This window comes from Streptomyces sp. NPDC048751 (assembly GCF_043198595.1).
GTDB lineage: Bacteria > Actinomycetota > Actinomycetes > Streptomycetales > Streptomycetaceae > Streptomyces.
Window position 1 is genome coordinate 37,936 of record NZ_JBICUX010000014.1, and the last position, 25,365, is coordinate 63,300.

Annotated in this window: 30 protein-coding genes and 3 pseudogenes; 12 read left to right on the forward strand and 21 right to left on the reverse strand. The window is 68.1% G+C overall.

Annotated features, from left to right (window positions below; translation table 11 throughout):
• Positions 1-131 precede the first annotated feature (131 nt).
• On the forward strand, positions 132-707 hold the full coding sequence (locus ACGFNV_RS35395) for a TetR/AcrR family transcriptional regulator (protein WP_393628263.1): 576 nt from the start codon (positions 132-134) through the stop codon (positions 705-707).
• Positions 708-857: 150 nt separating this feature from the next.
• On the opposite strand, the gene ACGFNV_RS35400 is transcribed toward ACGFNV_RS35395, so the two are convergent.
• On the reverse strand, positions 858-1,685 hold the full coding sequence (locus tag ACGFNV_RS35400) for a hypothetical protein (protein WP_393628265.1): 828 nt from the start codon (positions 1,683-1,685) through the stop codon (positions 858-860).
• Between the two features lie 398 nt (positions 1,686-2,083).
• On the opposite strand from ACGFNV_RS35400, the gene ACGFNV_RS35405 reads away from it, so the two are divergent.
• Positions 2,084-2,422 carry a hypothetical protein gene (locus tag ACGFNV_RS35405; RefSeq protein WP_393628267.1) on the forward strand — a complete coding sequence of 113 codons (339 nt, stop codon included), beginning with the start codon at positions 2,084-2,086 and terminating at the stop codon, positions 2,420-2,422.
• A gap of 28 nt (positions 2,423-2,450) precedes the next feature.
• On the opposite strand, the gene ACGFNV_RS35410 is transcribed toward ACGFNV_RS35405, so the two are convergent.
• Positions 2,451-2,624 carry a CsbD family protein gene (locus ACGFNV_RS35410; protein WP_393628270.1) on the reverse strand — a complete coding sequence of 58 codons (174 nt, stop codon included), beginning with the start codon at positions 2,622-2,624 and terminating at the stop codon, positions 2,451-2,453.
• Positions 2,625-2,870: 246 nt separating this feature from the next.
• On the opposite strand from ACGFNV_RS35410, the gene ACGFNV_RS35415 reads away from it, so the two are divergent.
• Entirely contained in the window at positions 2,871-3,041 is a 171-nt protein-coding gene (locus ACGFNV_RS35415) for a hydrophobic protein (RefSeq protein ID WP_190177074.1), read from the forward strand.
• Between the two features lie 306 nt (positions 3,042-3,347).
• On the opposite strand, the pseudogene ACGFNV_RS35420 reads toward ACGFNV_RS35415, so the two are convergent.
• The 5 genes and pseudogenes from ACGFNV_RS35420 to ACGFNV_RS35440 all read right to left on the reverse strand — a co-directional run.
• Positions 3,348-3,431: pseudogene (locus ACGFNV_RS35420) on the reverse strand (DUF3761 domain-containing protein); the annotation flags it as partial.
• 230 nt (positions 3,432-3,661) lie between these two features.
• Entirely contained in the window at positions 3,662-4,291 is a 630-nt protein-coding gene (locus tag ACGFNV_RS35425; RefSeq protein ID WP_393628272.1) for a hypothetical protein, read from the reverse strand.
• A gap of 93 nt (positions 4,292-4,384) precedes the next feature.
• Complete coding sequence (locus ACGFNV_RS35430; protein WP_393628274.1) at positions 4,385-6,013, reverse strand: ISL3 family transposase; 1,629 nt, start codon at positions 6,011-6,013, stop codon at positions 4,385-4,387.
• Between the two features lie 324 nt (positions 6,014-6,337).
• Positions 6,338-6,478, reverse strand: coding sequence for a hypothetical protein (locus tag ACGFNV_RS35435; RefSeq protein WP_393628276.1), 141 nt, complete (start codon positions 6,476-6,478; stop codon positions 6,338-6,340).
• A gap of 12 nt (positions 6,479-6,490) precedes the next feature.
• Positions 6,491-7,270: an NAD(P)H-dependent oxidoreductase gene (locus ACGFNV_RS35440; RefSeq protein WP_393628277.1), complete on the reverse strand. Its 780-nt coding sequence runs from the start codon at positions 7,268-7,270 to the stop codon at positions 6,491-6,493.
• A gap of 139 nt (positions 7,271-7,409) precedes the next feature.
• Between ACGFNV_RS35440 and ACGFNV_RS35445 the strand changes: the two genes are divergently transcribed.
• Complete coding sequence (locus ACGFNV_RS35445) at positions 7,410-8,258, forward strand: helix-turn-helix transcriptional regulator (protein WP_393628278.1); 849 nt, start codon at positions 7,410-7,412, stop codon at positions 8,256-8,258.
• Positions 8,259-8,466: 208 nt separating this feature from the next.
• Here ACGFNV_RS35445 and ACGFNV_RS35450 read toward each other — a convergent pair whose 3' ends face one another.
• The 9 genes and pseudogenes from ACGFNV_RS35450 to ACGFNV_RS35490 all read right to left on the reverse strand — a co-directional run bounded on the left by ACGFNV_RS35450 (position 8,467) and on the right by ACGFNV_RS35490 (position 13,307).
• Positions 8,467-9,306 carry a class I SAM-dependent methyltransferase gene (locus ACGFNV_RS35450; protein ID WP_393628279.1) on the reverse strand — a complete coding sequence of 280 codons (840 nt, stop codon included), beginning with the start codon at positions 9,304-9,306 and terminating at the stop codon, positions 8,467-8,469.
• Between the two features lie 43 nt (positions 9,307-9,349).
• A complete protein-coding gene (locus tag ACGFNV_RS35455) occupies positions 9,350-9,658 on the reverse strand; it encodes a hypothetical protein (protein WP_393628281.1) in 309 nt (102 codons plus the stop codon).
• A gap of 55 nt (positions 9,659-9,713) precedes the next feature.
• Positions 9,714-10,232, reverse strand: coding sequence for a hypothetical protein (locus tag ACGFNV_RS35460; protein WP_393628283.1), 519 nt, complete (start codon positions 10,230-10,232; stop codon positions 9,714-9,716).
• Between the two features lie 5 nt (positions 10,233-10,237).
• On the reverse strand, positions 10,238-10,561 hold the full coding sequence (locus tag ACGFNV_RS35465) for a helix-turn-helix domain-containing protein (protein WP_393628284.1): 324 nt from the start codon (positions 10,559-10,561) through the stop codon (positions 10,238-10,240).
• Entirely contained in the window at positions 10,558-10,749 is a 192-nt protein-coding gene (locus tag ACGFNV_RS35470) for a tyrosine-type recombinase/integrase (RefSeq protein WP_393628286.1), read from the reverse strand. The genes ACGFNV_RS35465 and ACGFNV_RS35470 overlap by 4 nt, the downstream gene beginning before the upstream one ends.
• Positions 10,704-11,633: a tyrosine-type recombinase/integrase gene (locus tag ACGFNV_RS35475; RefSeq protein ID WP_393628288.1), complete on the reverse strand. Its 930-nt coding sequence runs from the start codon at positions 11,631-11,633 to the stop codon at positions 10,704-10,706. Before ACGFNV_RS35475 ends, ACGFNV_RS35470 begins: the two co-directional genes overlap by 46 nt.
• A 77-nt stretch (positions 11,634-11,710) precedes the next feature.
• Positions 11,711-12,298 (reverse strand): transposase, encoded by a 588-nt coding sequence (locus tag ACGFNV_RS35480; protein WP_393628289.1) that lies wholly within the window; start codon positions 12,296-12,298, stop codon positions 11,711-11,713.
• Between the two features lie 296 nt (positions 12,299-12,594).
• Positions 12,595-12,780 (reverse strand): annotated as a pseudogene (locus ACGFNV_RS35485) (transposase); the annotation flags it as partial.
• The gene (locus tag ACGFNV_RS35490) at positions 12,747-13,307 is read right to left on the reverse strand and encodes a transposase family protein (protein WP_393628291.1); all 561 of its coding nucleotides are present in this window, start codon (positions 13,305-13,307) and stop codon (positions 12,747-12,749) included. The pseudogene ACGFNV_RS35485 and the gene ACGFNV_RS35490, both read right to left, overlap by 34 nt.
• A gap of 296 nt (positions 13,308-13,603) precedes the next feature.
• Between ACGFNV_RS35490 and ACGFNV_RS35495 the strand changes: the two genes are divergently transcribed.
• From ACGFNV_RS35495 to ACGFNV_RS35515, 5 genes are all read left to right on the forward strand, one after another.
• The gene (locus ACGFNV_RS35495; RefSeq protein ID WP_393628293.1) at positions 13,604-14,689 is read left to right on the forward strand and encodes a helix-turn-helix domain-containing protein; all 1,086 of its coding nucleotides are present in this window, start codon (positions 13,604-13,606) and stop codon (positions 14,687-14,689) included.
• Positions 14,690-14,769: 80 nt separating this feature from the next.
• On the forward strand, positions 14,770-14,895 hold the full coding sequence (locus ACGFNV_RS35500; protein WP_393628566.1) for a DUF6233 domain-containing protein: 126 nt from the start codon (positions 14,770-14,772) through the stop codon (positions 14,893-14,895).
• A gap of 97 nt (positions 14,896-14,992) precedes the next feature.
• The gene (locus ACGFNV_RS35505) at positions 14,993-15,472 is read left to right on the forward strand and encodes a hypothetical protein (RefSeq protein ID WP_393628295.1); all 480 of its coding nucleotides are present in this window, start codon (positions 14,993-14,995) and stop codon (positions 15,470-15,472) included.
• A gap of 103 nt (positions 15,473-15,575) precedes the next feature.
• The gene (locus ACGFNV_RS35510) at positions 15,576-15,887 is read left to right on the forward strand and encodes a hypothetical protein (protein ID WP_393628296.1); all 312 of its coding nucleotides are present in this window, start codon (positions 15,576-15,578) and stop codon (positions 15,885-15,887) included.
• 679 nt (positions 15,888-16,566) lie between these two features.
• Positions 16,567-17,316 (forward strand): transposase family protein, encoded by a 750-nt coding sequence (locus ACGFNV_RS35515; RefSeq protein WP_393628298.1) that lies wholly within the window; start codon positions 16,567-16,569, stop codon positions 17,314-17,316.
• A 512-nt stretch (positions 17,317-17,828) separates the two neighbouring features.
• On the opposite strand, the gene ACGFNV_RS35520 is transcribed toward ACGFNV_RS35515, so the two are convergent.
• Positions 17,829-18,755 carry a hypothetical protein gene (locus ACGFNV_RS35520; protein WP_393628300.1) on the reverse strand — a complete coding sequence of 309 codons (927 nt, stop codon included), beginning with the start codon at positions 18,753-18,755 and terminating at the stop codon, positions 17,829-17,831.
• A gap of 361 nt (positions 18,756-19,116) precedes the next feature.
• Here ACGFNV_RS35520 and ACGFNV_RS35525 point away from each other — a divergent pair, with 361 nt between their 5' ends.
• Together ACGFNV_RS35525 and ACGFNV_RS35530 are read left to right on the forward strand one after the other, a co-directional pair.
• On the forward strand, positions 19,117-19,356 hold the full coding sequence (locus ACGFNV_RS35525) for a hypothetical protein (RefSeq protein WP_393628301.1): 240 nt from the start codon (positions 19,117-19,119) through the stop codon (positions 19,354-19,356).
• On the forward strand, positions 19,356-19,733 hold the full coding sequence (locus ACGFNV_RS35530; RefSeq protein WP_393628303.1) for a fic family toxin-antitoxin system, toxin component: 378 nt from the start codon (positions 19,356-19,358) through the stop codon (positions 19,731-19,733). Before ACGFNV_RS35525 ends, ACGFNV_RS35530 begins: the two co-directional genes overlap by 1 nt.
• A 370-nt stretch (positions 19,734-20,103) precedes the next feature.
• Here ACGFNV_RS35530 and ACGFNV_RS35535 read toward each other — a convergent pair whose 3' ends face one another.
• The gene (locus ACGFNV_RS35535) at positions 20,104-22,008 is read right to left on the reverse strand and encodes a YncE family protein (RefSeq protein ID WP_393628305.1); all 1,905 of its coding nucleotides are present in this window, start codon (positions 22,006-22,008) and stop codon (positions 20,104-20,106) included.
• Between the two features lie 762 nt (positions 22,009-22,770).
• Between ACGFNV_RS35535 and ACGFNV_RS35540 the strand changes: the two genes are divergently transcribed.
• The gene (locus ACGFNV_RS35540; protein ID WP_393628307.1) at positions 22,771-23,433 is read left to right on the forward strand and encodes a maleylpyruvate isomerase N-terminal domain-containing protein; all 663 of its coding nucleotides are present in this window, start codon (positions 22,771-22,773) and stop codon (positions 23,431-23,433) included.
• 8 nt (positions 23,434-23,441) lie between these two features.
• Here ACGFNV_RS35540 and ACGFNV_RS35545 read toward each other — a convergent pair.
• From ACGFNV_RS35545 to ACGFNV_RS35555, 3 genes and pseudogenes are all read right to left on the reverse strand, one after another.
• Positions 23,442-23,588, reverse strand: a pseudogene (locus ACGFNV_RS35545) (ATP-binding protein); the annotation flags it as partial.
• A 341-nt stretch (positions 23,589-23,929) separates the two neighbouring features.
• Positions 23,930-24,916 (reverse strand): competence protein CoiA family protein, encoded by a 987-nt coding sequence (locus ACGFNV_RS35550; protein ID WP_393628309.1) that lies wholly within the window; start codon positions 24,914-24,916, stop codon positions 23,930-23,932.
• An 89-nt stretch (positions 24,917-25,005) separates the two neighbouring features.
• Entirely contained in the window at positions 25,006-25,335 is a 330-nt protein-coding gene (locus ACGFNV_RS35555) for a hypothetical protein (protein ID WP_393628586.1), read from the reverse strand.
• Positions 25,336-25,365: the final 30 nt, after the last annotated feature.

Here is a 25,365-nt window from a genome sequence, read left to right on the forward strand (position 1 = left end):
TCCGCACCGGTCCTGCACGTCGGACCAAGCCTGTCCGGTGAGCTCAAGACGGTTGTTTACTGAACAGTCCGAAACCTAGGCAGTTCTGTACTGAGTTGTCAAGAAGGGTGGGTCGGCTTTGCCGTCTTTATATGGCCAGACCACGAAGCTTTGACCGCGACAACGTCCTCCATGCCGCCGAGCGGCAGTTCCGCGCCTCGGGCTACAACGGCACGAGCGTCGACGACATCAGCGCCGCCACCGGCCTGGGCCGCGGCAGCCTCTATGCCGCGTTCGACGGCAAGCACGGCGTGCTGCTGGAGGCGATGGCCGGCTACCTCGCCCGGCTGGGGCAGGGTCCGCGGAAGATGCTCGCCGGACCGGACGAGGGCGCCCTGGAACGACTGCACGCCTACTTGCTCCGCGCCGTCCACGGGGTGCCACTCGCCGCCGACGTACCCCCCGCCTCTGACCGGGCGGGGGCGGCCTGCTTCGCCGCCAAGATGGCCCTGGAGATCGGCGCCTCCGACGCCGAGGTGAAACGCCTGGCCAACGACTGCTTCTCCGTGGTCGCGACGGCGGTGGCCGAGTGCGTGCGAGCGGCGCAGCGCAACGGCGACATCGACCCCGACGCGGATCCCGACGACCTCGCGTACCTTCTGCTGCTGCCGAAGACCAAGGCCGATCGAAGGCAGCATGGATCATCCTGCGGTCGATCGGCTGGATGATGAACGCCCGCCGCAACGTGAGGGAACCGGCACCGCGCTCCAGACGGTGGGCAGCAAGGGGCACGACGGCTTCGCGCTGGCGCGCGTGCTGGGTAGCCCCTTCCCGCGGCCCCTTCCCGTGGCCTTCCCGGTCGTCAGCTCTTCAGCTCTTCAGCTCTTCGGGGTGAGTTGGAATTCGGGGAGGGACGGTGTGGACGGGCCGAAGCCGGAGGACGGGTAGCCGGACGGGGCGGGGGACGCTGTGGGGACGCCGTTGTCGTCGCAGAGTTGGGGCCCGGAGGGCGCGAACACGTGGTAGTCGACGACGCGCTTGGTGGGGAAGGTGACGGTGTCGCCGAGGATCGAGTTACCCGTGTCGATCTTGGTCGGCAGTTCGTGGGACTTGAGCGGAGCGCCGACGTAGATCGCCTCCAGGAAGCCGTCGCAGGGGCTGGCCTTGGTCGAGGCGAAGCCCTTCGGCGGCTTCATGTCGTGGACCGCACGGCCGTCGATGTGCAGTTCGCTGCGCTTCAGGGACTTCATGGCGAAGTCGTAGTTCACCTCCCTCGCAAGAGGGTCGGCGGCCGAAGTGGCGGAGGACGGCCGGTAGTTGATCCGCCAGTACTCGACCTGGACGGTGACCTTGGCACACAGGGGCCCGTCGAAACCGGGCGTGGACTTGCCGAAACGGACCTCTCCCGGGCCCAGGGCGGGCTGGCCGATCTGCCCCCAGTCGACCCAGTCCACCGCCTTCGCCGTGCTCCACTTCGCGTTCGGGTGGCAGCCGTCCGCGTTCGTGGGATACACGTCCGACGGCGAGACCACCGGGGTGGGCGAGGCGGTCGAGGGGGTGCCGGCCGGGTCCGCCGCGGTCACGGTCGTGCTCGTGGACTGACCGGACCCGGCGTCGTCGTCACCCCCGCCCGAGCAGCCGGCGAGCGACAGCACGGCCGCAACGAGCCCCACCCCGAGCCGAACCCGTCTGTGCGTAGTGGTCATTCCGCTTCCCCCGTCCGTTCGGTGGATCACCGATGCTCCCAGGGGAGGTTGCCCTTCGGCCATGTCGGAAAACACACGTTCGGCGGAAGTGTCGGGGTCTCAGAACTCGTGGGGGCGGACGCCTGGCTTTGTGCGCGCGAGCGGGCTCTGGGGCGGCTCGCCGTGCACGACTTCGACGAGCTCGGCGTACCGGAAGGAGCCGATCGCTGGTGGCGTAACCGCATGACCGAGATGTGGGTGCGTCGTGCGCTGGAGAACCAGGCCCATGGAGTCGACCTCCTGCTGACCGGGCAGTCCCGCTGGGAGAGGTCCTGGCCAGCCCGTCCGCCCCCTTGCTGGACGGAATCGCGGTGTGTCTGGTCGACGTGTCCGACGAACTACGGCGCGACAGGCTCACCATGCGCGACTCGGGCCGATCGGACGCTCAGGCGATTGACACCTTCCTCGGCTGGGCCGCCTGGCACCGCAAGCATGCCGAGGATCCCCGACCCCGACCCGACGTCATCATCGACGACAGCTGGCCCGAGACGGCCTGGCACCGCTGGACCGGGTGGACTGCTGACGACCGGCGGTGGTCCACCCCTGTGCTCAACACCACGGACCGGCCCGTCGCGGAATCCGTAGATCAGGTTGAGCAATGGGTGACCGAACAGCGCGACGGGTTCCGATCTGGCCGCCTCACCCTGTCGCGAGGCTGGTCGGCCCAGACTGCCGCCCGAGCCGACCACGACTCCTGATCCACTTTCGCAACGGGCCATAGAGCGGTCAGCACTGGCCGGTGTCCTTGAGGGACTCCTTGGACTCGCGGGCTTTGCCCGCGGCCTGGGCCGCGCGGCCCTTGGCGATCAGCTTCTCGTTGCCCGTGGCGTGTCCGGCTGCCTGGGCGGCCTTGCCGACGGCCTGCTCGGCCTTGGCCCTGGCCTTCTCGCTGGCGGACATGCTCTCACCTTCCTTGGGTGCCGGTATGAGGTGCTGGCTGTGCGCATGACCGCTTACCGTGCCGGCAAACCCAAGGCCATGACCATGCATTGGGTGATCGTCGCTGCATGACTGCGGTGCATGCGATGCCAGAGAGGGGGAAGCGTGAACGGCGCGTACATGCCCTTGATCCCATGGAATTAACTCCTCTTTTGTGTGCTTGTAGGGGTGATGTAAGGGCATTCGGTGGTCAGGAGGTTGATAACGATGGTTCCCCTGCTTCTGGTTCTTCTTCTGGCCCTGATCCTCTTCGGTGCGGGCTTTGCACTGAAGGCGCTGTGGTGGATCGCGGTGGTTGTGCTGATCGTGTGGCTGCTGGGCTTCGTCGTCCGGTCCGCGGACGGCGCAGGCGGCAAGGGGCGCTGGTACCGCTGGTAGACGCAGATCGTCAGTGTGAGGAGCGCTACCTGTAGCGGAGATTGACGTGGGGCCCGGCCGGGCAGGCCGGGCCCCACGTCATGCATGAGGACACATCCCGTTTCGATGGTGGGGATAGATCGGGCGTACCGGGCGCATCAGGGGGTACGTGTGGCGTGCACCGGCCCCGCAGAAGTAGCAGTGGAACACTGCGCCTCCTGAATTCTGCGGGGCTGCTGCACCAGCTCCCGCCTTTTCGGTGCCCGGCATGCGACGAGCACGGACCTGTCCACCGCCGTAAGAACGCGACGAGGTGGCCTACTTGAATCAGTAGCGGACGCCGTGATGGTGGGAGCAGGTGCCCTGCGAATGCCGCGAGTACGACAGGGATGCGTCTACGCACTTCGCAGTCTCGTACTTGTCGGGGGGCTTCTTGTGGTGCGTTCAGCCGCACATCCCGGTGGTGTGGTGGATGCAGTGGTGAGCGATGTTGGTGGACGGCAGCGTTGCCGCGGAAGCGGACGGCGCGCTGAAGAAGACGCCGGCGACGGCGACAGCCACGGCCGAGTGGCTTTGTCCACGAGAACGGGCTCTGGCTCAACTTCCGTGCACCGAATGCGAAGAGTTAAATGCTTGCCGTTTCATGTTGCCTTTGCCGATGGCGGCTGCCCATGCTGTGCCTGTCGGATGCGCTGGGCAAACATGCGGGTGACAGAGTTAAGAACCTTGGGATCGGCTGCGGCTGGACCGTCTGTGTTGATGTTCACGTAGGCAAAAACAGAGTCCAGGCGGAGGGTGATCGAAGTGCTGCAATGGTTCTTGCCGATGCAGTAGGAGGCGGTGAACGCTGCGTCGACGTCCGGGATCTGCGCGGGCCCAACTTGGGCGCTTGCCATCTGAGATTTGCTCTCGGTGTACCGGCCGATGGCCTGAGACCGGGTCCGGAAAGATTGGAGACCGAATCCAACAGTGCCTTCGAGGTCAGTCGCAGCGTAACCCTGGGTGCCGTAAGCCAAGGTACCGCCGTCTTCAGGGTTGGCACCGTTGAGACGGAGCGTGCCAGATTTCTCCCACCCCGGAGGCACGTCGCCCGAGTCCGGTAACACCGCTTCTACTTGATCTTCGCCCAGGGCTATGACGACTTGAGACGAAGGCGCATCGCTCCGGGTGGGACTGTGCTGTTCAGCACCGGTCCCGGTCGCGCATCCGAAAAGGAACGAAATTGCCCCAATCGCACATAGGCCCTGAACTGTCCCCTTGGCGCGCATCACGTTCCCCCCTCTATGGCAAGCGATCAAGCCCGACGATCATATGGGCCCCGGAGTGATACGCACACATCACAGTCGTGGGATCACGGCTGCTCGTCACGACAACAGGACCCTTTTCCGGAGGAGCTGGACCCCTGCGCGACCGAACATCTGGCGCTTGAGCATCTTGATCCGGTTGACATGTCCTTCGACGACACCTGAGTTCCAGGGCAGGGTGAGGCCGGCGATGACGGCGTCGCGGTCTCGGTCGATGCCGGCGGCGAGGGTGTGGAGGCTCGGCAGGTCGTCCTGCCGGACAGCGTCGAGCCAGCCCGGGAGGCGCTCGCCCTGGCGCTCGGTGAGCATGACTGCGAAGGACCGGACGTGGCGGGTGAGAGCGTCGAGTTCGGGGCAGTTGGTCCGGACGGCCTTGAGCTGGAGCTGCTCGGGCTCGGCGAGGGTGTCCGGGTGTCGGAGGATCCATCCGGCGACGGCGCGGGGTGAGGGTGGCCGGGCGGTCACCGGTCGTGGTGAGGTGCGCTTCTCGCGCAGGTAGGAGCGAACGCGCTGGTAACTGCCCTTGTAGCCGAGCGGCACGATCTCCTCCCACAGCTTCCACGCGTTGGTGGAGCCCTCGTTCCAGCGGTCGTCCAGGTAGGGCTTGTAGTCGTCGAGGACCGAGGACCGGTTTTGCCACTGGCCGGTGAACAGGTCTTCCGGCTTCGCAGCGTCGGCGAACCGTTTGACGGTGTGCCAGGCCATGCCGAGCTGTCGCTGGACCGAGCGCCGGCTGTGGCCTGCCTCCAGCAGGGCGTGGACGGCTGCGTGCCGGGCCCGGGTTCGGTCGGCGAAGCGGTGACCTGTTGGCCATGGCGACGCGGACGGGTCCGGGGCCGGTGCGGGGCCGGTCTCGGGGGCGGGCTGAGGCGCTGCGGGCGTCAGGACACGCAGGCAGCGGCGGTGCTGGGCGACACTCCGCTCGGCGGCCTCGCTCAGGTTATGCCAGAGATGCCACCTGTCGGCGACCTGCACCGCCTGCGGTGCTCCGGCAGCGGCGCCTTCGGCGAAGAACGGTGCGCGGTCCCGGCAGACGACCTCGACACCAGGTCGCTGGGCGAGCCAGGCGGCCAGACTTGATGCCTCCCGGTCCGGGAGCAGATCGATCGGCCGACGGGTTTCGACGTCCACCAGCACGGTGCCGTAGTGGCGGCCTTTGCGGGTGGCGTACTCATCGCCGCCGACCACCCGCGGCGCGGGCACCTCCGGCTCGGGCAGAGCGTCGACCATGCGCAGTACCGTGCTCCGGCTGACGGACATGCCGAGGACGGCGGCCAGCCGGGCGCCGGCTCGTCCGGCCAGGGCAAGACCGACCGCGGCCAGAGCGGAGCGCAGCCGCTCGGTGCGCTGGCCGTACCTGCGGGTGAGGCCGGGTATCTGTTCCACGAAGGTCCGCCGAGCGCACACGGTGTCGCGGCAGCGGAACCGCCGAACCCGTAACCGGAGCACGACCCTTCGTCCGGCGCTCGGTACGTCAGCAGGAAACCTCAGGTAGGAGCTGTGCACCCGGGTCGACCAGGCTCCGCACCCCGGGCAGGCGGCACCGACCCTCGTGCACTGCACGTCAACGCGTACTATCTCGATATTTACGTCTACCGACAGCACCTCGATGTCCGCGACCGACGGGAACAACAGCTCCTTCAGCCGGAGCACGACCTCTTCCACGGCCCGGACTTTCAGCCCAACCACCCTCGTGGCGGCTGATTTTCGGGCGACTTCCGAGGCTGTCCAGAGACGCCCGGACGTCACTCAGAGTGGCCGCTGCACGGAAGTTGAGCCAGAGCCCGAGAACGGACAGCACATGTACACCACTTCCGCAGGCACCCCGATCGGCGGCTGTTCGATGTTCACGAGAATGAGCAGCACGCTGTGTTCACCCGGCAGGCCCGCCAGCAAGCGTGCTTGCGTCCGGGGAGGGGAGCCGTCGCGCTCATCTCCCAACTGGAGGCGCAGGGTGAACCGTCCCGAAGTAGCGCGGCGCAGCCCGATTGCGGTGACGGCCGTGGCGGTCCGTCAGGCGAGGCTCGGGGCCGGCTCCGGCTCGGTCTGCAGAGCAGGGGTGCCCAGTGCCGAGAGCACGTAGCTGGCCGCGTCGGCCGCCAACGCCGCCACCTCCCTCGGGCTGCTCCTCGGTTTCGCGCCCCAGTTGGTCATGCCATCGCCCGGTCAGCCGCGCACGTGCAGCCCGAAACCCGTGCGGCCCGCGGGCTCCAGTCCCTCCTTCAGGTGCAGCGAGGGAATCTCGTAGTCGCCGAAGTTCTGTCGCCGGAACGCGATTGGCTTGGTCGACTCCAGGGTGAGCAGGCGCTGCTCCCAGGCCTTGGCGACGTCCGGGTAGTCCTCGCCGGTCATCCGGTCAGTGCCATACAGCACGAACGGCGGCAGCACCTCGATGCCCGGGTAGTAGAGGATGCCGTGGTGGATCGGGAACAGCAGATCGTCGATCGGGCCGTTGATCCCGCGAGCGGCGTAATGCGACTCCGGGCCGCCGGCGGTCACCGACAGCAGAGCCTTCCTGCCCGCGAGGGTTCCTTCGCCGAAGCGCTCGCCGTACCTGGTGTCGCTGTGCTCGCCGACGCCGTACGCGAAGTGGTAGGTGAACACCCGGTCCACCCAGCCTTTGAGTATCGCGGGCATCGTGTACCACCACAGCGGGAACTGGAAGATGATCGTGTCGGCCCACAGCAGCTTCTCCTGCTCGGCGAGGACGTCCGGGGTGAGCGTCCCGGCGTCGAAGGCCCGGCCCGAGTCCAGGGCCACCTTCAGCGGACTTGAGGCGTCGGGGCCGTAGTCCGCTGCGTCCACGACCGCCTTCCAGTTCATCGCGTACAGATCGCTCACCCGTACCTCGTGTCCGGCGTTTTCCAATGTGAACACCGCGAGGTCCTTCAACGAGCCGTTGAGCGACTTCGGCTCCGGGTGGGCGTAGACAATCAGCGCCTTCATGGGAACTCCTTCGGATCGGGTGCCTTCGATCCTGGGTGCCGCGTCGCGCGGCGTTCAGGGGCTCCTCTTCCGTCGGACGGGACTTCCTGGTACTGGCAGGACCACCTTCACGGGCATCACCGAGCCCCATACTGGGGGCATGGACGATCTTGCGGGCTTCCTTAGGACCCGGCGTTCCCGGGTCGACCCGGCGGCCGTCGGCATCCCCACCGACAGCCGCCGCCGGGTCGAAGGGCTGCGCCGCGAAGAGGTCGCGCACCTGTCCGGAGTCAGCGTCGACTACTACGTACGCCTGGAGCAGGGCCGCGCAACCCAGCCCTCCGAGCAGGTCCTCGACGCGCTCGCCCGGGTGCTCGCTCTCGACGAGACCGAACGCGGGCACCTCTACCGGCTCGCCCGGCAGCGCCGCCGCCGCGCGAAGGCGCCGGGCGGGCGGGTCCGGCCGGAGCTGCAACGCGTCCTCGACCTGGTCGCCGACGCACCCGCACTGATCATGAACCACCGTCTGGACGTGCTCGCCGGGAACCGCCTCGCCGGGCTCCTCTACGGCCGGCCGATGCCGGGCCTAAACACCGCCCGGCACATCTTCCTCGAGGAGGCCGAGCGCGGCCTTTACGCGGACTGGGAGAATTGCACCCTCGACGTGGTCGGGCACCTGCGCCTGGCCGCCGGCAAATACCCCGAGGACCCCCGCCTGGCCTCACTCATCGGCGAGCTGGCGATGGGCAGCGAGCGTTTCCGCCGCCTCTGGGCCCGCGCGGACGTGCGCGCCCGCACACATGGACGCAAGGCATACCGGCACCCGCTGGTCGGACTGCTGGAACTGCACCAGGAGAACTTCGCACTACCGGACGAATCAGGCATGGAGCTGCTAGTACTGTCCGCGGCCCCAGGCAGCCCCGCCGAGGACGGGGTGCGCCTGCTCGCGGGCCTGGGCGCGGCCAGCGGTGACGCGCATCTCACAGTGAACGCTCAGGTCCGCGAGTAACTCAACGACGCCCACCCGCCGCCGGGAACGCCTCAGCGCTGACAGCTTTCCGGTCCCCGGCCTGCCTTGCGGCTAGTGACATGTTCCTTACGGAACAGTCGGCCGTGGGTTCAGCGTGACTGAGGTGCTTTCACTGGGAACCCACGGCGTTTCCGGCAGGCAGGCGTGAAAGTGCGGTGGGTCCGTTGCCGCTGAATCGGCAGGTCCTTCACCACTGGGCTGACTGGGCGCGCTGTCCGACACGGAGGACGCTCAGGTAACGGCGTGATGCTCGGTCGCCCATCCGCGTGCGGATGCGCTCGGCTACTGCGTCGAGCAGGGGCTCACGGACGTCGCGGTCGAGCCTCCGGTACAGCGACAACGAGCGAAGGTGATCGGCAAAGCCGTCTCCGTTGAACCACTGAACGGTCGGGTACCAGCGCACGATCGTTGGGCCGAACAGTCCTCCGGGGTCTTCGACCAGGCCCCAGCCCTCGTCGGTGGTGCGCACGTCGTCCTCCAGGGGAGGATGACCCCAGTCGGGGTTCCCGGGGCAGAACTGCTCGTGGAGATCGGCGGTCTCGGCGTACACCTCCGGCTCTCCCAGCCGGCGGACAACGACGTGGCCGAGCAGCGCCATCCAACCTCCGGGATGGAGCACGTCGTGCGCCCGCTGCCAGCCGATCAACGGGTCGACCCAGTGCCACGACGACGCAGCCACGAGAGCATCGAAGCGTCGACCGCGGTCGTCCCACTCCTCGAACGTCGACGTCTCGACTGCGAGGTTACGGAAGGAGGCCATCCGTTGGCGAGCGAGTGCGGCCATGTCTGCGCCCGGCTCGATGGCGGTCACTGAGCATCCGAGTGCTGCCAGCGAGCGCGTCGCCTGACCGGTTCCGCAGCCCACCTCCAGCACCGACGACCTGTCGGCCACGCCGGTAACGGCGACAAGGTCCGCGAACAGCTCGTCGGGGTATCCCGGCCGGACCCGGTCGTAGAGCTCCGGCACCTCGTTGAACACCCGGCCGAGGTCGTGTGGATTCGGGCGCATCTTCGGAGCGTCAGTCACGAGTGCACAAGCTATGAGGTTCGTCGACGGGGACGCCACTGGTTTAGGGCAGCTCCTCGACAGCAGCCGTGTCGTCGAGCAGGCTCTGGGCGATGGCCGCGTAGCTGCTCGCGGTGGTGTGGGACAGGTTGAAGACCAGGGCGAGGCGCAGCGGGTCGGCGCCGACGGTCAGTGCTTCGTACAGGACCCGGTCGCCGCGGATGCGTTCGAGGTAGACGCCCTGGTGCAGTAGGTGCCGCTTGAGGTATTCGGGGCTGACGGGCCCGGTTCCCAGGGCGGTCTTCGCGTTGATCAGGACGTGCCGGTTGGGGGTCTTCGACCAGGTGGCCCGGCGCTGGTCGAGCCAGGCCACCAGGGTCTGGTGGGGCAGTTCGCCGAGCCGTTGGCCGTGTCCGGCGATGGTGATCCTACGGTTGGGCAGGTCGAGGTCGTCCAGTGTGAGGCGGCGGATGGCGGTGGCGGACCAGCAGCCAGGCGCGGACGTCGCTGGCGAACCCGGCGGGCAGCTCGGCGGTGCGGTTCTCGATCCAGGTGCGGACCGCCAATACGCTGTCGTTTTCCAACAGCTCCAGGTCGGTGAGGACCTCGGCGACCCGAAGGCTGGAAGCGTGTCGCGGTATTCGCGTACGGACTTCGGTGAGCTTCACGGGCTTGCCGGGCGGGCGGTCGGCAAGCACCGCGGTCAGGCCGTCCATCGCGCACCGCACGAGTGACGGCGACCATCCGTTGGCCTCGCTGAGCTGCTTGGCATGTGCTGCGACCGACCGCAGCACTGGGTTGTCCGAGGTGAGGGCGGGGTGCTGCCAGTGTCGTGGGGGTGGGACACCCGCCTTGCGCCGGTAGTAGGAACCCAGGCCCCGGCACTTGTTGTCGCAGTACGCCCGGTCCCGCCGCGATCCTTCGGGCAGCGGCTTGCCGCAGTGCACGCAGGTCATCGTGGCGGCAGGGACCGGCCGGTGCGAGGACGCGGGGCGACGGCACGTGGCTGGCCCACCGCAGTGGCCTGTGAGTCAGTTGCTGGTGTCGGCTCCGGCACTCGCTCCGGCTCGGGCAGGAGCAGTTCGTCGACGCCGCAGGCGAGCACCGCGCAGATGACGTCCAGCTCGTCGAGCTTGACGGTGTTCGGCTGACCGGACCACAGGCCTGACATCTTCCCCGCGCTGATCACCACGCCGCGTTCGGCGAGCATCCGCTGGAGTTCGCTGGCCTTCCAGATGCCGCGGTTGGCGGCCGCCAGGCGAAGATTCCACTTCACTGGGCCAGTCCTTTCCATCGGTCGGTAGCGCGCTGCTGTCCGGCGACCCAGGCGTCTTCGACATGGGTGCCGTGGACGTGGATATACCGGGCCGTGGTCCCGGTCCAGGTATGTCCGAGTAGCTCCTGGATGGCGAACAAGGTCATGCCGGCGAGATAGAGCTGGGAGGCGCAGAAGTGCCGCAGCACGTGCGGGGTGAGCTTCCCGGCCCAGGCGGGCAGGTGCTGGGCGGCTGCTTCGGCCCGCGACCGGCGGAAGACGTCGGCGTCGCCCGCGAGCACGAGCCGTCCTGGTTCCTGCGCTCGGAGGGGAACAGCGGGGCGCCCGGCCGGGTGTGGTCGGCGTCGAAGTGGCCCCACACGTCCTCGATGAACCACCGCAGGTTGCGGTCGGCGCCGTTGATCAGCGGCACCAGCCGTGGCTTCGGCCCACGCCTCCGGGACCCCTTGCCATGCCGGACGTTGAGCTTCCCGAACCGGCCCAGCTCCCACCGGACGTCGTCCAGGTCGAGCATCCGTGCCTCGTTGATCCGCAGCCCCACGTCCGCCGCCAGCCGGGCCACCGCGCAATTGCGGGCGGCCGGACCGAACTTGCGGCAGGTCACCAGCTCCTCGCGCCACCCCGCGAACAACTCCTCGATCTCTGCTTCGCTGGGCGGGATCCGCAGCTGCGGTTCCACCGAGGCCCGCGGCCGGTTCATCTCGTCCAGCGGGCACTCGACCACACGGCCGGTGAGGTTGTGCAACTCGACCTTGTGCCGCAGCTCAAGGAATTGGAAGAACACCGCCAGCGCGCCAGCCCGGCCGCTCCGGGTCGACGGTTTGGCGTCGCGCAGCACCTTGCCGAAATAGACGTCGGCGTCGGCCGGCTCCATCTCCCACAGCGGACGGCCGAACCAGTCCCGGATCAGCTCCAGATGGTTGGTGTCGTTGCGAATCGTGCTGTCGACCAGACCGGCCGAGGCCCGCGCGAGAACGAACCCCGCCAGCACGTCGGTCTCGAACTCGGCGAGCTCCTCCTTGCTCACCGGCGCCCGGTACTCACGCAGATCGCGCACTACGGCCAGAGCCAACCCACGCCTCCACGACTTCACCCAGACTGAAGGAATCCCGACAGGGATGAGGGTCGCGCACTACGGATGAGGTTGGGTCAGAACAGCCGGAGGACGCGTTTGCGGAGGAGTTCGAAGCCTGCGCGGCCGAACATCTGGCGCTTGAGCATCTTGATCTTGTTGACGTGGCCCTCAACGACGCCGGAGTTCCAGGGCAGGGTGAGGCCGGCGGTGACGGCGTCGAGGTCGCGCAGGAGTTGCTGAGCAAAGTGTCGAAGGCTTGGCAGCTCGGTGGTGGCGCTGGCCGCTTCGATCCAGTCGGGGAGCAGGTCGCCGTGCAGGTGGGTGAGCATGTGGCCGAAGGAGCGCACGTGCTCGGCGAGCGCCGTCAGTTCGGGGCAGTTGGCCAGGGCGGCTTTGAGCTGGATCCGATCGCTTTCAGATAGGGCGTCGGGGTGGGTGAGGATCCAGCGCGTGACCGCGCGGGCCGATGGCGGCCGGGGGCCGACCGGTTGGGGCTTGCCGCGAAGAGTCCTGCTGACATAGTCGCGGACGCTGGCGTATCCGCGTGGATAGCCCTGTTCCTTGATCTCTTCCCACAGTTTCCAGGCGTTGTGCAGCCTTCCCGCCAGCGCTGATCGAGGTATGGCTTGTAGTCGTCGAGCCTGGTTGCACGGCTTTGCCACTGCCCGGTGAACATCTCCTCCGGAGTCGTGGCGTGGGAGAAGCGCAGGATCGTGTTGAGAGTCATGCCAAGCTGCCGGGCGACGGACCGCTTGCTGTGCCCGGCGGCGAGGAGAGCGTGGATGGTGGCGTGCTTGGCGCGGGTGCGTTCAGCGAACCGGTGCCCTGTCGGCCAGGGCGATAACGCGGCCGTCTCCGCCTCTTCCTGCGGTTCCTCCGGCTCCGGCGGCGTGGGCCGTAAGCAGCCTCGGTGCCGGTAGATGCATTTCTCGGTGGCTTCGCCCAGGTTGTGCCAGAGGTGCCATCGGTCGGTGACCTGGAGCGCCTGTGGGGCGCCGCGGGTGGCGCCTTCGGCGAAGAAGGTGGCCCGGTCACGGCAGATGATCTCGATGCCGGGCCGTTCGGCGAGCCAGGCCGCGAGCGTGACTGCCTCCCGGTCCGGAAGGAGGTCTATCGGACGCCGTGTTTCGACGTCGACGAGCACGGTTCCGTAGATACGGCCTTGCGCTGGGCGTATTCGTCCACGCCGACCACGCGGGGTGTGGTGGCGGAAGGGTCCGGAAGCGAGGCGATCAGCCCCAGCGGGGTGCTCCTACTGACCGAAACCTGGGAGGCATCCGTCATGCGGGCCCCTGCCCGGCCTGCGAGCGCGAGGCCGACCGACACCAGCGTCGATCGCAGCCGCTCGGTCTGTCGTCCGAACCGGCGAGTGAGCCCGGGGACTTGCTCAGCGAAGGTCTTGCGTGGGCACGAGTTCTCCGCGCAGACGAACCGCCGCACCCGAAGCGACACCACGACAAACCTGCCCGCTGCTGGCAGATCACGAGGAAATCGCAGGTAGGAGCCATGTATTCGCCCTGACCAGCATCCGCACTCCGGACAGGCCGCCCGCCCTGCGGTTGTATGAGCCTGGACCCGGACGACCGTGTCGGTCACCTCGACCGACTCCAGCAACACGCCCTCGACCGAGGAGAACAACAGCTCCTCCAGCTGTGGCAGCACTTCGTTCACGGCGAAGGACTGTCGACCACACCACCCTCCAGCCTGGCGCTTTTCGGGCGAACTCAACCGGCATTGCGCGAAGATCAACGGTCACTCTGCGTACGCGACCACGCGAAGTGGACCAGAGCCTGACAACCGACTCCAGTCGTAGATCTGTTCCGACTCCACTTGAGGGGTGCGCGGCCAGGGCCCTTCTCTTCGGAGGGCAGCCGTCGAGGGATTTCTCAGCTGAACCTCACCCTTCTACATTCATGTACAGGATCACGACGGGAGTGCCCGGCGGGGGAGTCGGCGAGAGGGGCGGGATGATCGGGACGGTGTTCCGGAGCGAGGACGTACCAGCGGCAGACAGGTTCGACTACTGGCGGGAACTGATCGCCCGAACGCGCTCAAACGACTTCATCAGCACCCACTCCGCCGAATTCTGGGGAGAGCTACGGCTGTTGGAGCTGGGTTCGGCGACCGTGATGCAGACGTCGTTTCTGCCGACGCGTTTCCGGCGGAGCCCGAGAATGGTGCGCCATTGCGACCGCGAGCTGTATCACCTGACGCTGATGCACGACAGAGGGATGGCTCTCGACCACGCCGGGCGGACCACCGCGTTCGGCCCCCATGACCTGCACCTGGCCGACAGCTCGCGACCCTACGATTTCCGGCCTACAGACGGCCGGGAACGCCGGGTCGTCAGGGGAGCTGGCGTGGACATCCCCAAGGCGCTGCTGCCCCTGCCGCCGCACCGGGTACGGGAGTTGCTGAACCGGCGCCTGTCGGGGCACGAGGGAATCGGCGTCCTGCTGACGGACTTCCTCGCCGGACTCGACCGGCAGGCCGACACCCTCCAGCCCATCGACGCACCCCGCCTCGGCACGGTCGTACTGGACCTGCTGGCGGCCTGGTTCGCCCAGATGCTCGACGCGGAGGCGGCCCTGCCGCCCGAGACCCGCCAGCAGGCCATGATGGAACGTATCCGCGCGTTCGTCCGGCAGAACCTGCACGACCCCGAGCTGACGCCACCCGCGATCGCCGCCGCACACCACATCTCCGTCAGCTACCTGCACCGCATCTTCCAGCAGCAGACGCGGGGCGAAACGGTTGCGGCCTGGATACGCGGCCAGCGTTTGGAAGGCGCCCGCCACGATTTGGCGAACCCCGCCCTCCACGCCACCCCGATCCACACCGTAGCCGCCCGCTGGAACTTCCCCCGCGCTGCCGACTTTACCCGCGCCTTCCGTGCCGCCTACGGCCTCTCGCCCAAGGAATACCGGCTCCAAGCACTCTCCGAGCGGGAGCAGAGGTTCAGCCGACTTCCTCCCGGTCGCGGTGTAGACGCAACCGCAACGAAGTGTGCACCGATTGCGAACGACGATCGGACGACGCGGGGGCATTCTTGATCAAGCGGTGATCGTTTTCTATCAAGGAGGAGCGATGAGATCGCACCTGCTCCGTACTGGCCGTCGGGGTGCTGCAGCAGGTGCGCGGCGGCCACGGCCCGGCCCAGTCCGTCCTGCACGCACTGGACTGCGATGAGGTACCCCAGGGCGCGCCATTGCTTGGGTGGGAACGTGCGCTGGATGCGGCAGAGCGCCCGGGCACCTGAGTGCAATACCTCACTAACAATGAGTTGAGATCGTTTAGATTGCCGTCGCTGCCCCGTACCTCATACGACGGGGTGGCCCGGTACCAGGAAGGCGCCCATGAACATTCGCCGAATACTCAACTACGCGGCTGCGGCGGTAACGGTCACTGCTCTGGTTCTCTTCGGGGCTTCTCCAGTGAGCGCTTATCCGAACTGGCAAACGTACAAGTCGAACTCGAACTGGGACTGTGGCATCACCAGTCTGACAAGGGTCTCCGACAATGTCGTGTTCCAGACGTGCTGGGTCATCACCCCCGACAAGACCAAGGGGCAGGTCGTACTGGTTGTCTCCAACAGAGGAACCAAGGACGTTGTGCTCAGGCAAGGGCACGTTTGGTCTGACGAGCTGGAGTGGGGCGTTGGCTATGTATGCAACGAGTACACCCTAGCTGGCGGACAGGCCCGCGCCTGTTTCGGCAAGACCAGGGAGTTCGAGGGCTGCGGCGTGTACGTCGGACGAGGCGCACTGTATGCCAACAGCCTAGATGTGGACTACACCCTTGGGGCTCCGTACGCTTTCAACGGCCCCTGTCCCTGAGTGGTCGGTTCGTGAGCCTTTGGGTGGATCTGCTGTCGCCCGATGGTGTGGCGGCGGGGCGCAATCTGCCGGTCCGCGGTTGGTGATCTGGTGATGTGGCCGGGTGAGTGAACGCAAGCCGTATCCGAGTGACTTGTCGGACGGGCAGTGGGCGTTGATCGGTGCGACACGAAGTCGCGCATTTCGAGTGAACTCGCAGATCGGAGGCCGGTTATTGCTGCTGCCCAGCCCGGCCAGCCTGTGGCCCCGGGCTGGGCAGGCGGAAACAGATCGGCGCGGGGACGAGAATGTGGGCGGCAGCGACTACCTCGAGCTGCTGCCCGTGCGCTGGCAGGCCATCACCCCCGCCGGCATCACAGAACTTCCCGTCGGCGGGCAGCGCCCGCGGCCGCCCGGCACCACTGTCCACGTCTAAAGGGGAACGTCATCCTGGTGGGTGTCTTCGCCTGACCGGGCTTCGGCGTCCTGTCGGACAGCGGCCTCGGCGAGTTGGCAGGCACTGAGCATTTTCAGCGTGACCACCTATCAGGTGACAGCTCAGGCGCCTCTGGCGTCAAGCACTTGCCGGGGAGGCAGTCAGTTGAAAGCGTCGGTCATACAGTCCACCAGGCAGTCAGCAGCCTCATAGCGCTGGCGGAGGGCGGCAGCTGCTTCTTCGCGCTCCACAAAGAGGTACCCGTAGTGCTGGCGCGCCACCCTGGTCACGTCTCCAACCGTGACGATGGCCGGTTCGCCGTGTGCGGCCCGTCGACGCGCTCCGGCGATTGCCATGTCCGCAGAGCGCAGCAGGTTTCTGGAACGATCCCGGATCACGGCTGCCTGGGCGCGTTTCGCCGAGAGGGGACGCAGGACACGTCCCCTCCAAACGTAGCCGGCGGCGACAAGGAAGAGACCGAGCGCTACGAACAGGAGTCCGCCTGGGGCGTGAGGTCGCATCTATCCAGTCTTCACCACTCGCGTGGTGATCGTCATGCCCGCGTCGGCGGCCGATTGTCGGAGCGACTTGGTGTCAGTGAGCCCTTGCGCGACGCACCAGGCTCCCGTGCCGTTGAGGGAGGTGTTTGAAGTCTCAACCCACAGACACAGGAGCCGCGTTGGTTCCGTATTCTACCGCACTCGACCTGCCTCACGCCCTGGTCGAGTGGGTCACCATGCTCATCGTCACCCGCGAGGGTGACCGCCGCTGCAAGCTCCCACCGCACCAGCGTGCCCTGGTCGGCCTGGTGTACCTGCGCCGGCACGACACCCTCGCCCAGCTCGCTGCCGGGTTCGGCATCTCCGTCGGCACCGCCCACGCCTACACGACAGCCGTTGTCGACCTGCTAGCCGACCGGGCTCCCGGCCTGCTGCGTGCTTTGCGCGAGACGGACCCGGGCTACGTCCTGCTCGACGGCACCCTTGCCGAGTGCGACCGGGTCGGCGACAGCCGGGCCGACTACTCCCACAAGCACCGCCGACACGGGGGGAACGTGCAGGTGGTGACCGACCCCGCCGAGCGGCTGCTGTGGATCTCGCCGACGATGCCCGGCCGCGCGCACGATCTCACTGCGGCCCGCGCCCACCGGATCATCCGGATCTGTGAACGCCAGGGCGTCCCGATCCTCGCCGACCGCGCCTACATCGGTGCCGGCCCATGGGTGACAACACCCCTCAGACGCCCGCCGGGCCGGGACCTCACCCCGACCCAGCAAACCATCAGCCGAGCGCTGGCCACGGCACGGGCACCGGTCGAACGCGGCGTCGCACGGCTGAAGTCCTGGCGGATCTTCCGCAAGTCCCGGTGCAGTCCGAATCGAATGTCGTCAATCTCCGCGGCCGTGCTCACTCTGGAGCGGCAACGCTGAAAGACCTCACTGTCCCTGAGCAGGCCCCAGTCGTGGCCCTGGGCTGCCCGGATGCAGGCGGCGAGGTGAACCTGCAGCGCGGTGTCCGCCTCGGCGAGGTGCTCCATTGCCTGCGTGTGCTGCTCCGCCTCGACCGTTGGCGTCACCGCTGGGGAGTCCTGGCGTGCGGCGTGGCGCTGCTCGGCGGCCCGAATGGATTCCCGGAAGCGTTCGACTTCACGCAGACGTGCGGCGCGCGAGGCCTTGCCACCGAGGCTGCTGGTCTTGCGCCGGCCTTTCGACTTCTTGTCCTTCGGCCCGCCGTGGTCCCCGCTGGTGAGCTGCACCCGTTTGGAGGAGCCGTCCCGCCGCTGTCGTCCGCCGCTGGTCATGCCTTAACGCTACCCAGGTCATGCCCCAGCGGGGCATGCCTGCGCTTGGGGATGGTCACGAAAAGCCGTCCACGGGGCGAAGCAGCAGACCGCAGCGCCGACGACGGTCTTCACAGACAGCTGATGTTTTTGCCTCTTGTGTCATCGCCTCCGGTAGCGCCAATGCTGGTGGACCCTGAGGATTTCGTAGCTCCATGTCGTCTGCTGCTGTGTGGTGTTCGTCCCGCAGGGCAGGCCAAGTTGTTCGGCGATGACGGGAAAACGCGGATGCATCTGCCGGTTGCCGGTGGTGACGAGGGCAGCCAGGAGCGGTTCTCCTTCCTGGCGGTCTTCGTCGACCAGCCACAGGATCACGGACTCGTCGTCGGGGTGGAGCCGGCCCAGGCCGGGCAGACGCTTGCGGATCAGGGGCCAGCTGGTGGTGGCGCCGGTCTTCGCGGTCTCCTCCAGCAGCGGCCGCAGGCCGGTGGCGATCTCATGCAACCGTGCGGCCTCCAGCAGAGCAGGCTGCGCCTGGCGAGAAGGACGTTCGGCCGCTGCCGCTGCGGGGACGGGCCGCGCAGGTGGCTGCACGCGCGGGGCGACAGTCCTCGTCGTCGGGCCCTGCTGCTGTGAGGACCGGACAGGCTTCTGCTTCTGCGCCCGGCTGGCAGACGGCGGCCGGGGCGGTGCAGCGGTGGTCCGGCCAGGGCGCGATGAGGGTACTGGCGGGGCGGATGAGGACGCCTGGAGCCGCTCAGCCTCCTGCCACCGGCGGGAGGCGAGGATTTCCTTGTAGGACTGCAGGAGCGCCCGCTGCTGCCTGGTCTCACTGGGTGGCGCCCCTGCCGCTTGCTGCCAGGCCAGCGCGTACAAGTCGGCCGCAGCCGCGACGGAGTGCCCATCGATGGCCCGCTTCAGCTCCGTCAGAGTGTGGTTCAGCATGCGGCGCACCGTGGCGATCTCCATCGCAGAGCGCGGCGCACGGCCGGTTGTGCGGCGGCGGAAGTCCGCCTGCCAGTCGGCGCCGCCGCTCAGGCGCACCCGGTTCCTCGTCACCTTCACCCCCCTCAACGCCCCCTGGAACATGGGGACATCACGTGTACGACTGCACGCCGCAGCGGCGTCTAGCCGCACGCGAGAGCCCTGACATACCCGGGGCCGGCCGGGGCCAATCCACACCTACGCAGCCCGCATCTCTGTACAGGGATCGCGCAGGCAGCCCGCCCTCGTCCGCGGTCACGCTGGGCCGGGCTGTGCGCACCCGTTCATGCCCGGGAAGGTCCCGGCGACGGGGGCGCCGCGACGTGCGGACGGCACGCCCGCCGAGCGGGAGGGGAGGTGCTCCTTGCCCGTAGCCGGTCCGCTTCTGTCGGGGCCGGGCGCTGTGCCGCCGACTGTGGCGTAGCTGTCGCCACCGCCGCATGGTAACGGCTGTTACCATGACGGTATGGCGAAGACACAGCTGGGCGCGCGCGTGGATGAGGACGTGGCGGAACTCGCGAAGAAACGCGCCGCCGACCTAGGACTGAGCATCGGGGACTACCTCGCCAGGCTGGTACAGGACGATGCCAGCGGCCTGCGCGCCCGAGCGGTGGACGCGGCCGCCCGCTTCCTGGCCGAACACCAGGCGGTCTTCGACGAGGCCGAAGAAGCCCAGCAACCGCCCAGGGGAGCACGCGCGGCCTGATGGATCTGCACATCGACGTTCCCTGGATCCTGCAAGTCGCCGAGGCCGCCGGGGCGGACGATCCGGCCCCCGACGACTACGGCGTTCCCGTCTCGGCGGTTGCCCGCCACCGGGCCGAGCTGTTCGAGCAGCCCGTCTACGGCGGCCCCTACGCCAAAGCCGCCGCCCTGGTGCACACGCTGGGCCGGTGCCGCTGGCTGGAGCGCTCCAACATGGCTGTTGCCGCCGCGTCCGGCGTCATGTACCTCGAAGCCGCCGGGATCTCCGTCAAGCCCGGCCGTGAGGACGCCATCGCCCTGAAGGACATGCTCCTTGACCCCGCCTGCACCGCGGGGAAGATCGCCGCTCTGCTGCGGACCTGGCCCACCACCACCTGACGCCCGCAGGCCGGCCACTGCCCCCAGGGCCGGGCGGCGGGAGCAGGCTGCTCCCACACGGCGGTGAGCGGCCTTTGCCCTGACGTGCTCGGCTGCGGGCCGAGGCGTCCTCCGGGGAACTGTGCAGTTCACCTACCGCCCGGCAACCGGTGTCGATGCCGCGGCGGCAGGTGTCATTCTGCGGGCCCGGCCGGGCCGCGCACCCGACGTGCCGACGCTGCTGTCGGCGGCGGGCCGGCGGCGATCTCGGCTTCTGCCTGCTGAACCTGTTGTTCCAGTCCTCGTCGACCAGTCGGTTCACCTTGTCGAGCGCGTCACGCCGCGAGTCGGCGAGGCCGTGCGCGGCCGCGCACGGCCTCGCGGGCAGCGCCTACCTGGAGAAGTAGAAGTACTTCCAGGCGCCGTGCGTGGTGGAGTTCACCGTGTCCCCCGAACTGCTGTTGATGTAGGAGGAGCGGACGCGGGCGCGGATGCCGGACTGGCCGGCATGGCCGAGGTTGACGATCGACTTGCCGTTGGTTTTGAGGGCGAAGTACTCGGTGGCGGTGTCGTACCACCTGCCGTCCGAGTACACCTGGAGCTGGACCCGCTGCTTGCGGCCCTTGTAGTAGCTCATCGACGTGGTGGCGATGACGTCGGTGTTCTTGTGGAAGTACTGGTACGTCGTGTTGCCGATCCTGCCGGTCCTGTAGTGCCCGGAGAGGGTCGTCGAGACCTTCACCCTGGCGTAGGCCGTGGCCTTGACCGACTTCGGGGCGTAGCGGGCGTCGCCCTTGAACACCGCGGTCAGAGTGGTGTCACGGCTCATGTCGAGGGTGACCCACAGGTTGCCGTGGGAGTTGACCCTGCCGGTCTTGACGAGCTTCTTCGGCTTGTCGGCACCGAACGGGTCGGCCCAGATCTCCACGGAACGGTTCGAGTACGTGGTACCCAGGTGCGCGGCGAAGGCGACGTCGGCACCGTAGGCGTAGAGCTTGCCGTTGTTGTTCAGGGTCAGGCTCGGAGTGGCGCGCGAGACGGTGGTCTTGTCGGAGGCGGTGACCGCGGTGTGGGACGCGTCGCCCGCGTAGGTCACCGTGTATGTGACGGCGCCGCCGGCCGGCGGGGTGTCCGTGAAGGAGAACTTGCCGCCCGATCCGAGGGACTTGGTGCCGAGCGGCTTTCCGTTCGGTGACTCCAGGTCGGTTCGGGTGACGGTCAGTGGGGTCCCGGCGGGCAGCGCCAGGCCGGAGGCGAGAGCGCCCTTGACGGTAAGGGGCCTGGCCCGGGTGGCGGTGGCGGGGGCGTCGACGGTGAGCGTTGTGACGTACTTGCGGGGGGCGTCGACGGCGTGGAACCGGGTGGCGTCGTCGGATTCGGTCAGTACGAACAGCTGGGTGCCGTCGTGCGACCAGTTCATCGAGTGCCCGAACCAGGGCATCCAGCTGGACGACAGGTTGCGGATGCCGGGCGGACGGGTGGGGTCGGCGCTGAAGACGTAGGTGTCGCCGAGGTTGTCGGTGTCGAGGACGGTGGCTGCGACCGTGCCGTCCTCGGCGATGCTGACCGTCTCCGGTTCGGAGGCGACCGGGTAGGTGCGCACCTGCTTCAGGTCGGAGAGCCGGTACTCGGTGAGCGCCCGGTTGCCGGGGCCCGCCACGACGACGTTCTGGCCGTCCGGGGTGAGGGCCGCGTCCTTGTAGAAGCCGCCCTTGTCCGCGGAGACGCGGATGGCCGGGGTACCGGTCGAGATGTCGTAGACGATGATCGGGCCGGAGCTGATGCCCGAGTCGAGGGCCAGCAGGGTGCCCGGGTTGTCGGGGTCGGCGTACAGCTCGGGCGGAGTGGCGAAGTCGTGCCCGCCAGCCAGGTCGAGCGTCACCGTCGGGCTCTGGGCCGTCAGGTCCACGACGCCGAGTCCGGAATCCCACTGGTCGCCGTAGCCGAACCACAACTTGCCTCCGGCGTAGGCGAGCCTGGAGGGAATGGTCTTCTCACCGGTCGCGTATTCGGCGCTTGGGGTGAGGGTCGCCGTATCAAAGGCGACGATCTCGTCGGCCCCTTGGACCGCGGCGTACAGCGTCTTGGAGTCCGGGCTCAGCTCCAGGTCCCTGACCTGCGGCAGGCCGCTGAGGGTGGCAGTGACCTTACCGGTGTAGTCGGTGACGACGATCCGATTCTGGTACCGGTCGCTGAAGTACAGCCTCTGGTGCAGGCCGTCGACGACGGTGTCGTCGGCGTCCGAGACAGCGATGGGCCTGCTGGTGTCGGCGGATGCCGCTGTGGTGCTGAGCACCACTGAACTCAAGACGATCGCCAGCGTCGTAGCGGCCGTGAGAGTGCGTCTGTGCACGGTGATTTCGAACCCCCCGGTAGCGAAAATCGGTCTGGGGCCACCGCACCCGGCGGCCGCAGGCAAATGGGTGCGACCGGTGGAGTGCATGTGACCAATGAGTGCAGGTTAAGTCATGGCCCCGACAAGCCGAGCAGTGGGATCACCCGCTGACGCGCCCGGAAGCGTCCTGGTTTCGTCGCCGAAAATCCCGCCGTCGTGCCGGGCAGCGCAGTCGCAGGCCAGCGTCCAGTGTCAAAGTGCCCTGCTCTGACAGGACGGCAGGGCAGGGGCGGTCCGTGGCCGTGCGCCCTGGTGCGGGCCGCCCCTGTCGGAGCCCGACTTCAGCTGGTGGGTATCAGGGTCGCCCTGCCGGGGCGGCCGGCGGGGACCGTGGCGATGCACGGCGCACGAGCGGGGCGAGGCCCCCAGTACGCCGGCGAGATCGAATCTCGTGGAGGCGCCCACGGATGGAAACTCAGACCCGCTGGCGACCTTCACGGCGCAACACGCCGGCGAACTCCTCACTCACCACGACGGTCCAGGGCCATGCACCACCGAACGGCGGCACCGCGCTCCCGCCGAACTGCACGGCGACCAGCGCAGCGTGGTCCCAGGCGACGTCCCTGCCCCATACGCCAGCATGACCGTTGGAAACGACGCGCTGCTTGGGAGGCCACCATGCGCAAGCCACACCGCCCTCAGGAGCAGACACTCCCCGCTCACATGCTTGCGCTCATCGACACTGCTGCTCGCCGACGCGCCGACAAGCAACCCTGCGCGCCAGATGACCTCGGCATACGGGACCAGCGGTACGCCCGGCGCCCGTTGGACGGTTCGGCCAGCTACCACGCCCAGTGGACTGTCAGCGGTCTGGCCGGCCACCTCGCGTATCAGATTTTCAGCGTGGATCCGGCGCTGGAGGGACCCGCCTCTGAGCAGGAACCCGTCCCCGTGCTGGAGCACTATGCGCGGGCGGTGTGGATCGACGCGCCGCTCGACGGCGAGATCAGCTCTGGAATCCGAGCGAAGGGCGAAAACATCTCCTCCGAAGGGTTGCGGCGTCTGGTCGAGCGCGTCCATGCCACGCTCGACAGGCAGCGAACCGGCCTTGAGGAGGTGCATGGCGACTGGGTGGTGTTCATGCCGCAAACCGGGTGGGCACTGAGCCTGGACGATTTCCTCGTGACCCGGATTGTCGAGCTCGCTGTGCATATGGACGACCTGGCGGTCAGCGTGGGCCTCAGCACGCCGGAACTTCCCGGCGCTGCCCTCGATCCCGTGGTTGCGCTGCTGACCGGGCTTGCCGTCCGGCGCCACGGCCAAGCGGCACTGCTACGTGCCCTGACCCGCGCGGAGCGGGCACCAGCTGAGATCAACGTGTTCTGAACGCTGCGTCAGCTCGCGCCAGCCCGTTCGACCTGGGCTTTAGTGTGGGCGAGGCGATAGGACTCGGTGCCTGTCCGGATGATGGCGCCGTTGAAGGTCAGCCGGTCGACGATGGCCGCGCAGAGCCGCGGATCTGTGAACGTCTTCGTCCACCCGGCCGGTAACCTGCGGTCCGCTCGATGGCCTCCCGGCCCAGCCGGAAGACCTCTCATACCCCAGGCTCGTCGCCGTCCTCATGGCGCACGGCGGCTCCCTGACCATACCGGTCACCGCGTTCGAGCCCGACTCCACGGAGCCCTGACGGATCCCGGCACGCCGTGGCGTTGAAGCCGCTGGATGACGGCACGGTGCCGCCTGTCCGCAGAGGGCCGTCTGCGGGCCGGTAAGACCTGTTGGGTCAATACAAGGACGGCGCTGACACCACAGAAGTACAGGGCGAGCATCGCACGCCACTCCTTATCAGGCCCGTTAGGTCTAACAGGGGCAACTAGATTCCTCAGCACAGGATGTGGCGCCGGTTCTTCGCCAGCAGCGGGTCCAGCGGACGGTGGCACACCTCGCACCGCAACCCGCCCGCCGGCACCGGCGGCAGCGGGGCGGGATTCGGAGCCCGGGCCGTCCGCTCGCGGGACTCGCGGACGGCCCGGGCGTACCGGGCTTCGCTGTCCAACCGCCGCTTCGCGTCGTCCCGCGCCTCCTGTTGCGACTCGCGTAACCGCTTCTGCAGGTTCTCCGGCAGTACCGCGCCGCCCGGGCCCAGGTCCAGAGCGCCGAGCGGCATCGTCACCCGCTCCAGCTCGTCCAACGCGCACGGCGGGTGATGCAGCCCGAACACCGACAGGTCCGGCGCCTGCCACCATTGGTGCACGCGCGCGTGCTCCCGCCCCAGCGATGTCGCAGCCTCCCGCTTGGAGACGGAGTAGAACCACACTGGCAGGCCTTCGTCGAGCACGATGTGCGGGAAGTGCACGCGCGGCCGCCAGAACCAAACGTCGACCACGCCCTGACGCGCGTAGTCCCGGTGACGGGCCCGCCACCCGTCATCCGTCATGAGCTTGCGCTGTGCCTCCAGCGCTACCTTCGTGCCGTCCACGAGCAGCACCTCAACGTCGGCCCGCCGGTCGCGGTCCTCCGTCCACTGCTCCAGTCGCACCCGGTCGACCCCTGGCCGGGACCGCGCCCAGGCCGCCAGGGTGTGCTTGGTCGTGATGTGCCAGACGGTCTCCGGGCTATGCCCGCCGATCGGGGCCTGCCCGGGCGGGTGCGCGAAGTGTCGGCGGACCTTTCCGCCCAGCCGCCCCCGCGTCACCAGCGGCACCTGAGTGCCCGCCGGGGCCTCGAACCCGTGGAAGCAGTAGAAGCACACCAGTTGGCCCGTGCCGCGGTACCCGATCCGCTTCCAATGCTCCAGTGGCCGCTCCGCGACGTGCACCTCCCGACGGGCCTCCAGATCGAAGCCCACGACCAGCAAGTCGTCTTGCACGGCGCCCCTTTCCGTCCGGACAGCGCCGGATGCTCACGGCCGGTCCCACAGCCCTAACAGTGCCTGTCGGCGGGCGGCGGTCCTCATGTTCACCCCTGGTAGGGATCCACCACAGCCCAGCCCTCCGGGACCTCCCGCACTTCGACGCCGGGGGCGAGGACCTGGTGCACGTACGTGCCCTTGGACCATCCGGCGAGGGTGTTGACCACGGTGGTGATGATCGGCTCCTTGACGTTGTCGAACAGCACGACGGGCTCGAGAGCCGAGCCCTCGATCGAAGGCTCCCCTCTGCCCTCCCCCAGGGGCAGCCACCCGATCACGGGGACGACGGTGATGTCGCGGCTCTCCGGGTCGCCGATGGCGATGCGCCATCCGTTGGGTGCGGAGACCAACGGGCCGGTCACGTTGTGGGACGTCATGGTGGCCAGCGTGCCGGACCGGCACGTCCT

What these genes read in the sequence shown, in the direction of transcription:
- ACGFNV_RS35495 (WP_393628293.1), top strand. Translation starts at nt 13,604, where the DNA reads ATGATCGGGACGGTGTTCCGGAGCGAGGACGTACCAGCGGCAGACAGG.
- ACGFNV_RS35505 (WP_393628295.1), top strand. Translation starts at nt 14,993, where the DNA reads ATGAACATTCGCCGAATACTCAACTACGCGGCTGCGGCGGTAACGGTC.
- ACGFNV_RS35395 (WP_393628263.1), top strand. Translation starts at nt 132, where the DNA reads ATGGCCAGACCACGAAGCTTTGACCGCGACAACGTCCTCCATGCCGCC.
- ACGFNV_RS35415 (WP_190177074.1), top strand. Translation starts at nt 2,871, where the DNA reads ATGGTTCCCCTGCTTCTGGTTCTTCTTCTGGCCCTGATCCTCTTCGGT.
- ACGFNV_RS35520 (WP_393628300.1), bottom strand. Translation starts at nt 18,755, where the DNA reads ATGTTCCAGGGGGCGTTGAGGGGGGTGAAGGTGACGAGGAACCGGGTG.
- ACGFNV_RS35440 (WP_393628277.1), bottom strand. Translation starts at nt 7,270, where the DNA reads ATGAAGGCGCTGATTGTCTACGCCCACCCGGAGCCGAAGTCGCTCAAC.
- ACGFNV_RS35405 (WP_393628267.1), top strand. Translation starts at nt 2,084, where the DNA reads ATGCGCGACTCGGGCCGATCGGACGCTCAGGCGATTGACACCTTCCTC.
- ACGFNV_RS35400 (WP_393628265.1), bottom strand. Translation starts at nt 1,685, where the DNA reads ATGACCACTACGCACAGACGGGTTCGGCTCGGGGTGGGGCTCGTTGCG.
- ACGFNV_RS35555 (WP_393628586.1), bottom strand. Translation starts at nt 25,335, where the DNA reads ATGACGTCCCACAACGTGACCGGCCCGTTGGTCTCCGCACCCAACGGA.
- ACGFNV_RS35435 (WP_393628276.1), bottom strand. Translation starts at nt 6,478, where the DNA reads ATGACCAACTGGGGCGCGAAACCGAGGAGCAGCCCGAGGGAGGTGGCG.
- ACGFNV_RS35530 (WP_393628303.1), top strand. Translation starts at nt 19,356, where the DNA reads ATGGATCTGCACATCGACGTTCCCTGGATCCTGCAAGTCGCCGAGGCC.
- ACGFNV_RS35445 (WP_393628278.1), top strand. Translation starts at nt 7,410, where the DNA reads ATGGACGATCTTGCGGGCTTCCTTAGGACCCGGCGTTCCCGGGTCGAC.
- ACGFNV_RS35540 (WP_393628307.1), top strand. Translation starts at nt 22,771, where the DNA reads ATGCTTGCGCTCATCGACACTGCTGCTCGCCGACGCGCCGACAAGCAA.
- ACGFNV_RS35410 (WP_393628270.1), bottom strand. Translation starts at nt 2,624, where the DNA reads ATGTCCGCCAGCGAGAAGGCCAGGGCCAAGGCCGAGCAGGCCGTCGGC.
- ACGFNV_RS35525 (WP_393628301.1), top strand. Translation starts at nt 19,117, where the DNA reads ATGGCGAAGACACAGCTGGGCGCGCGCGTGGATGAGGACGTGGCGGAA.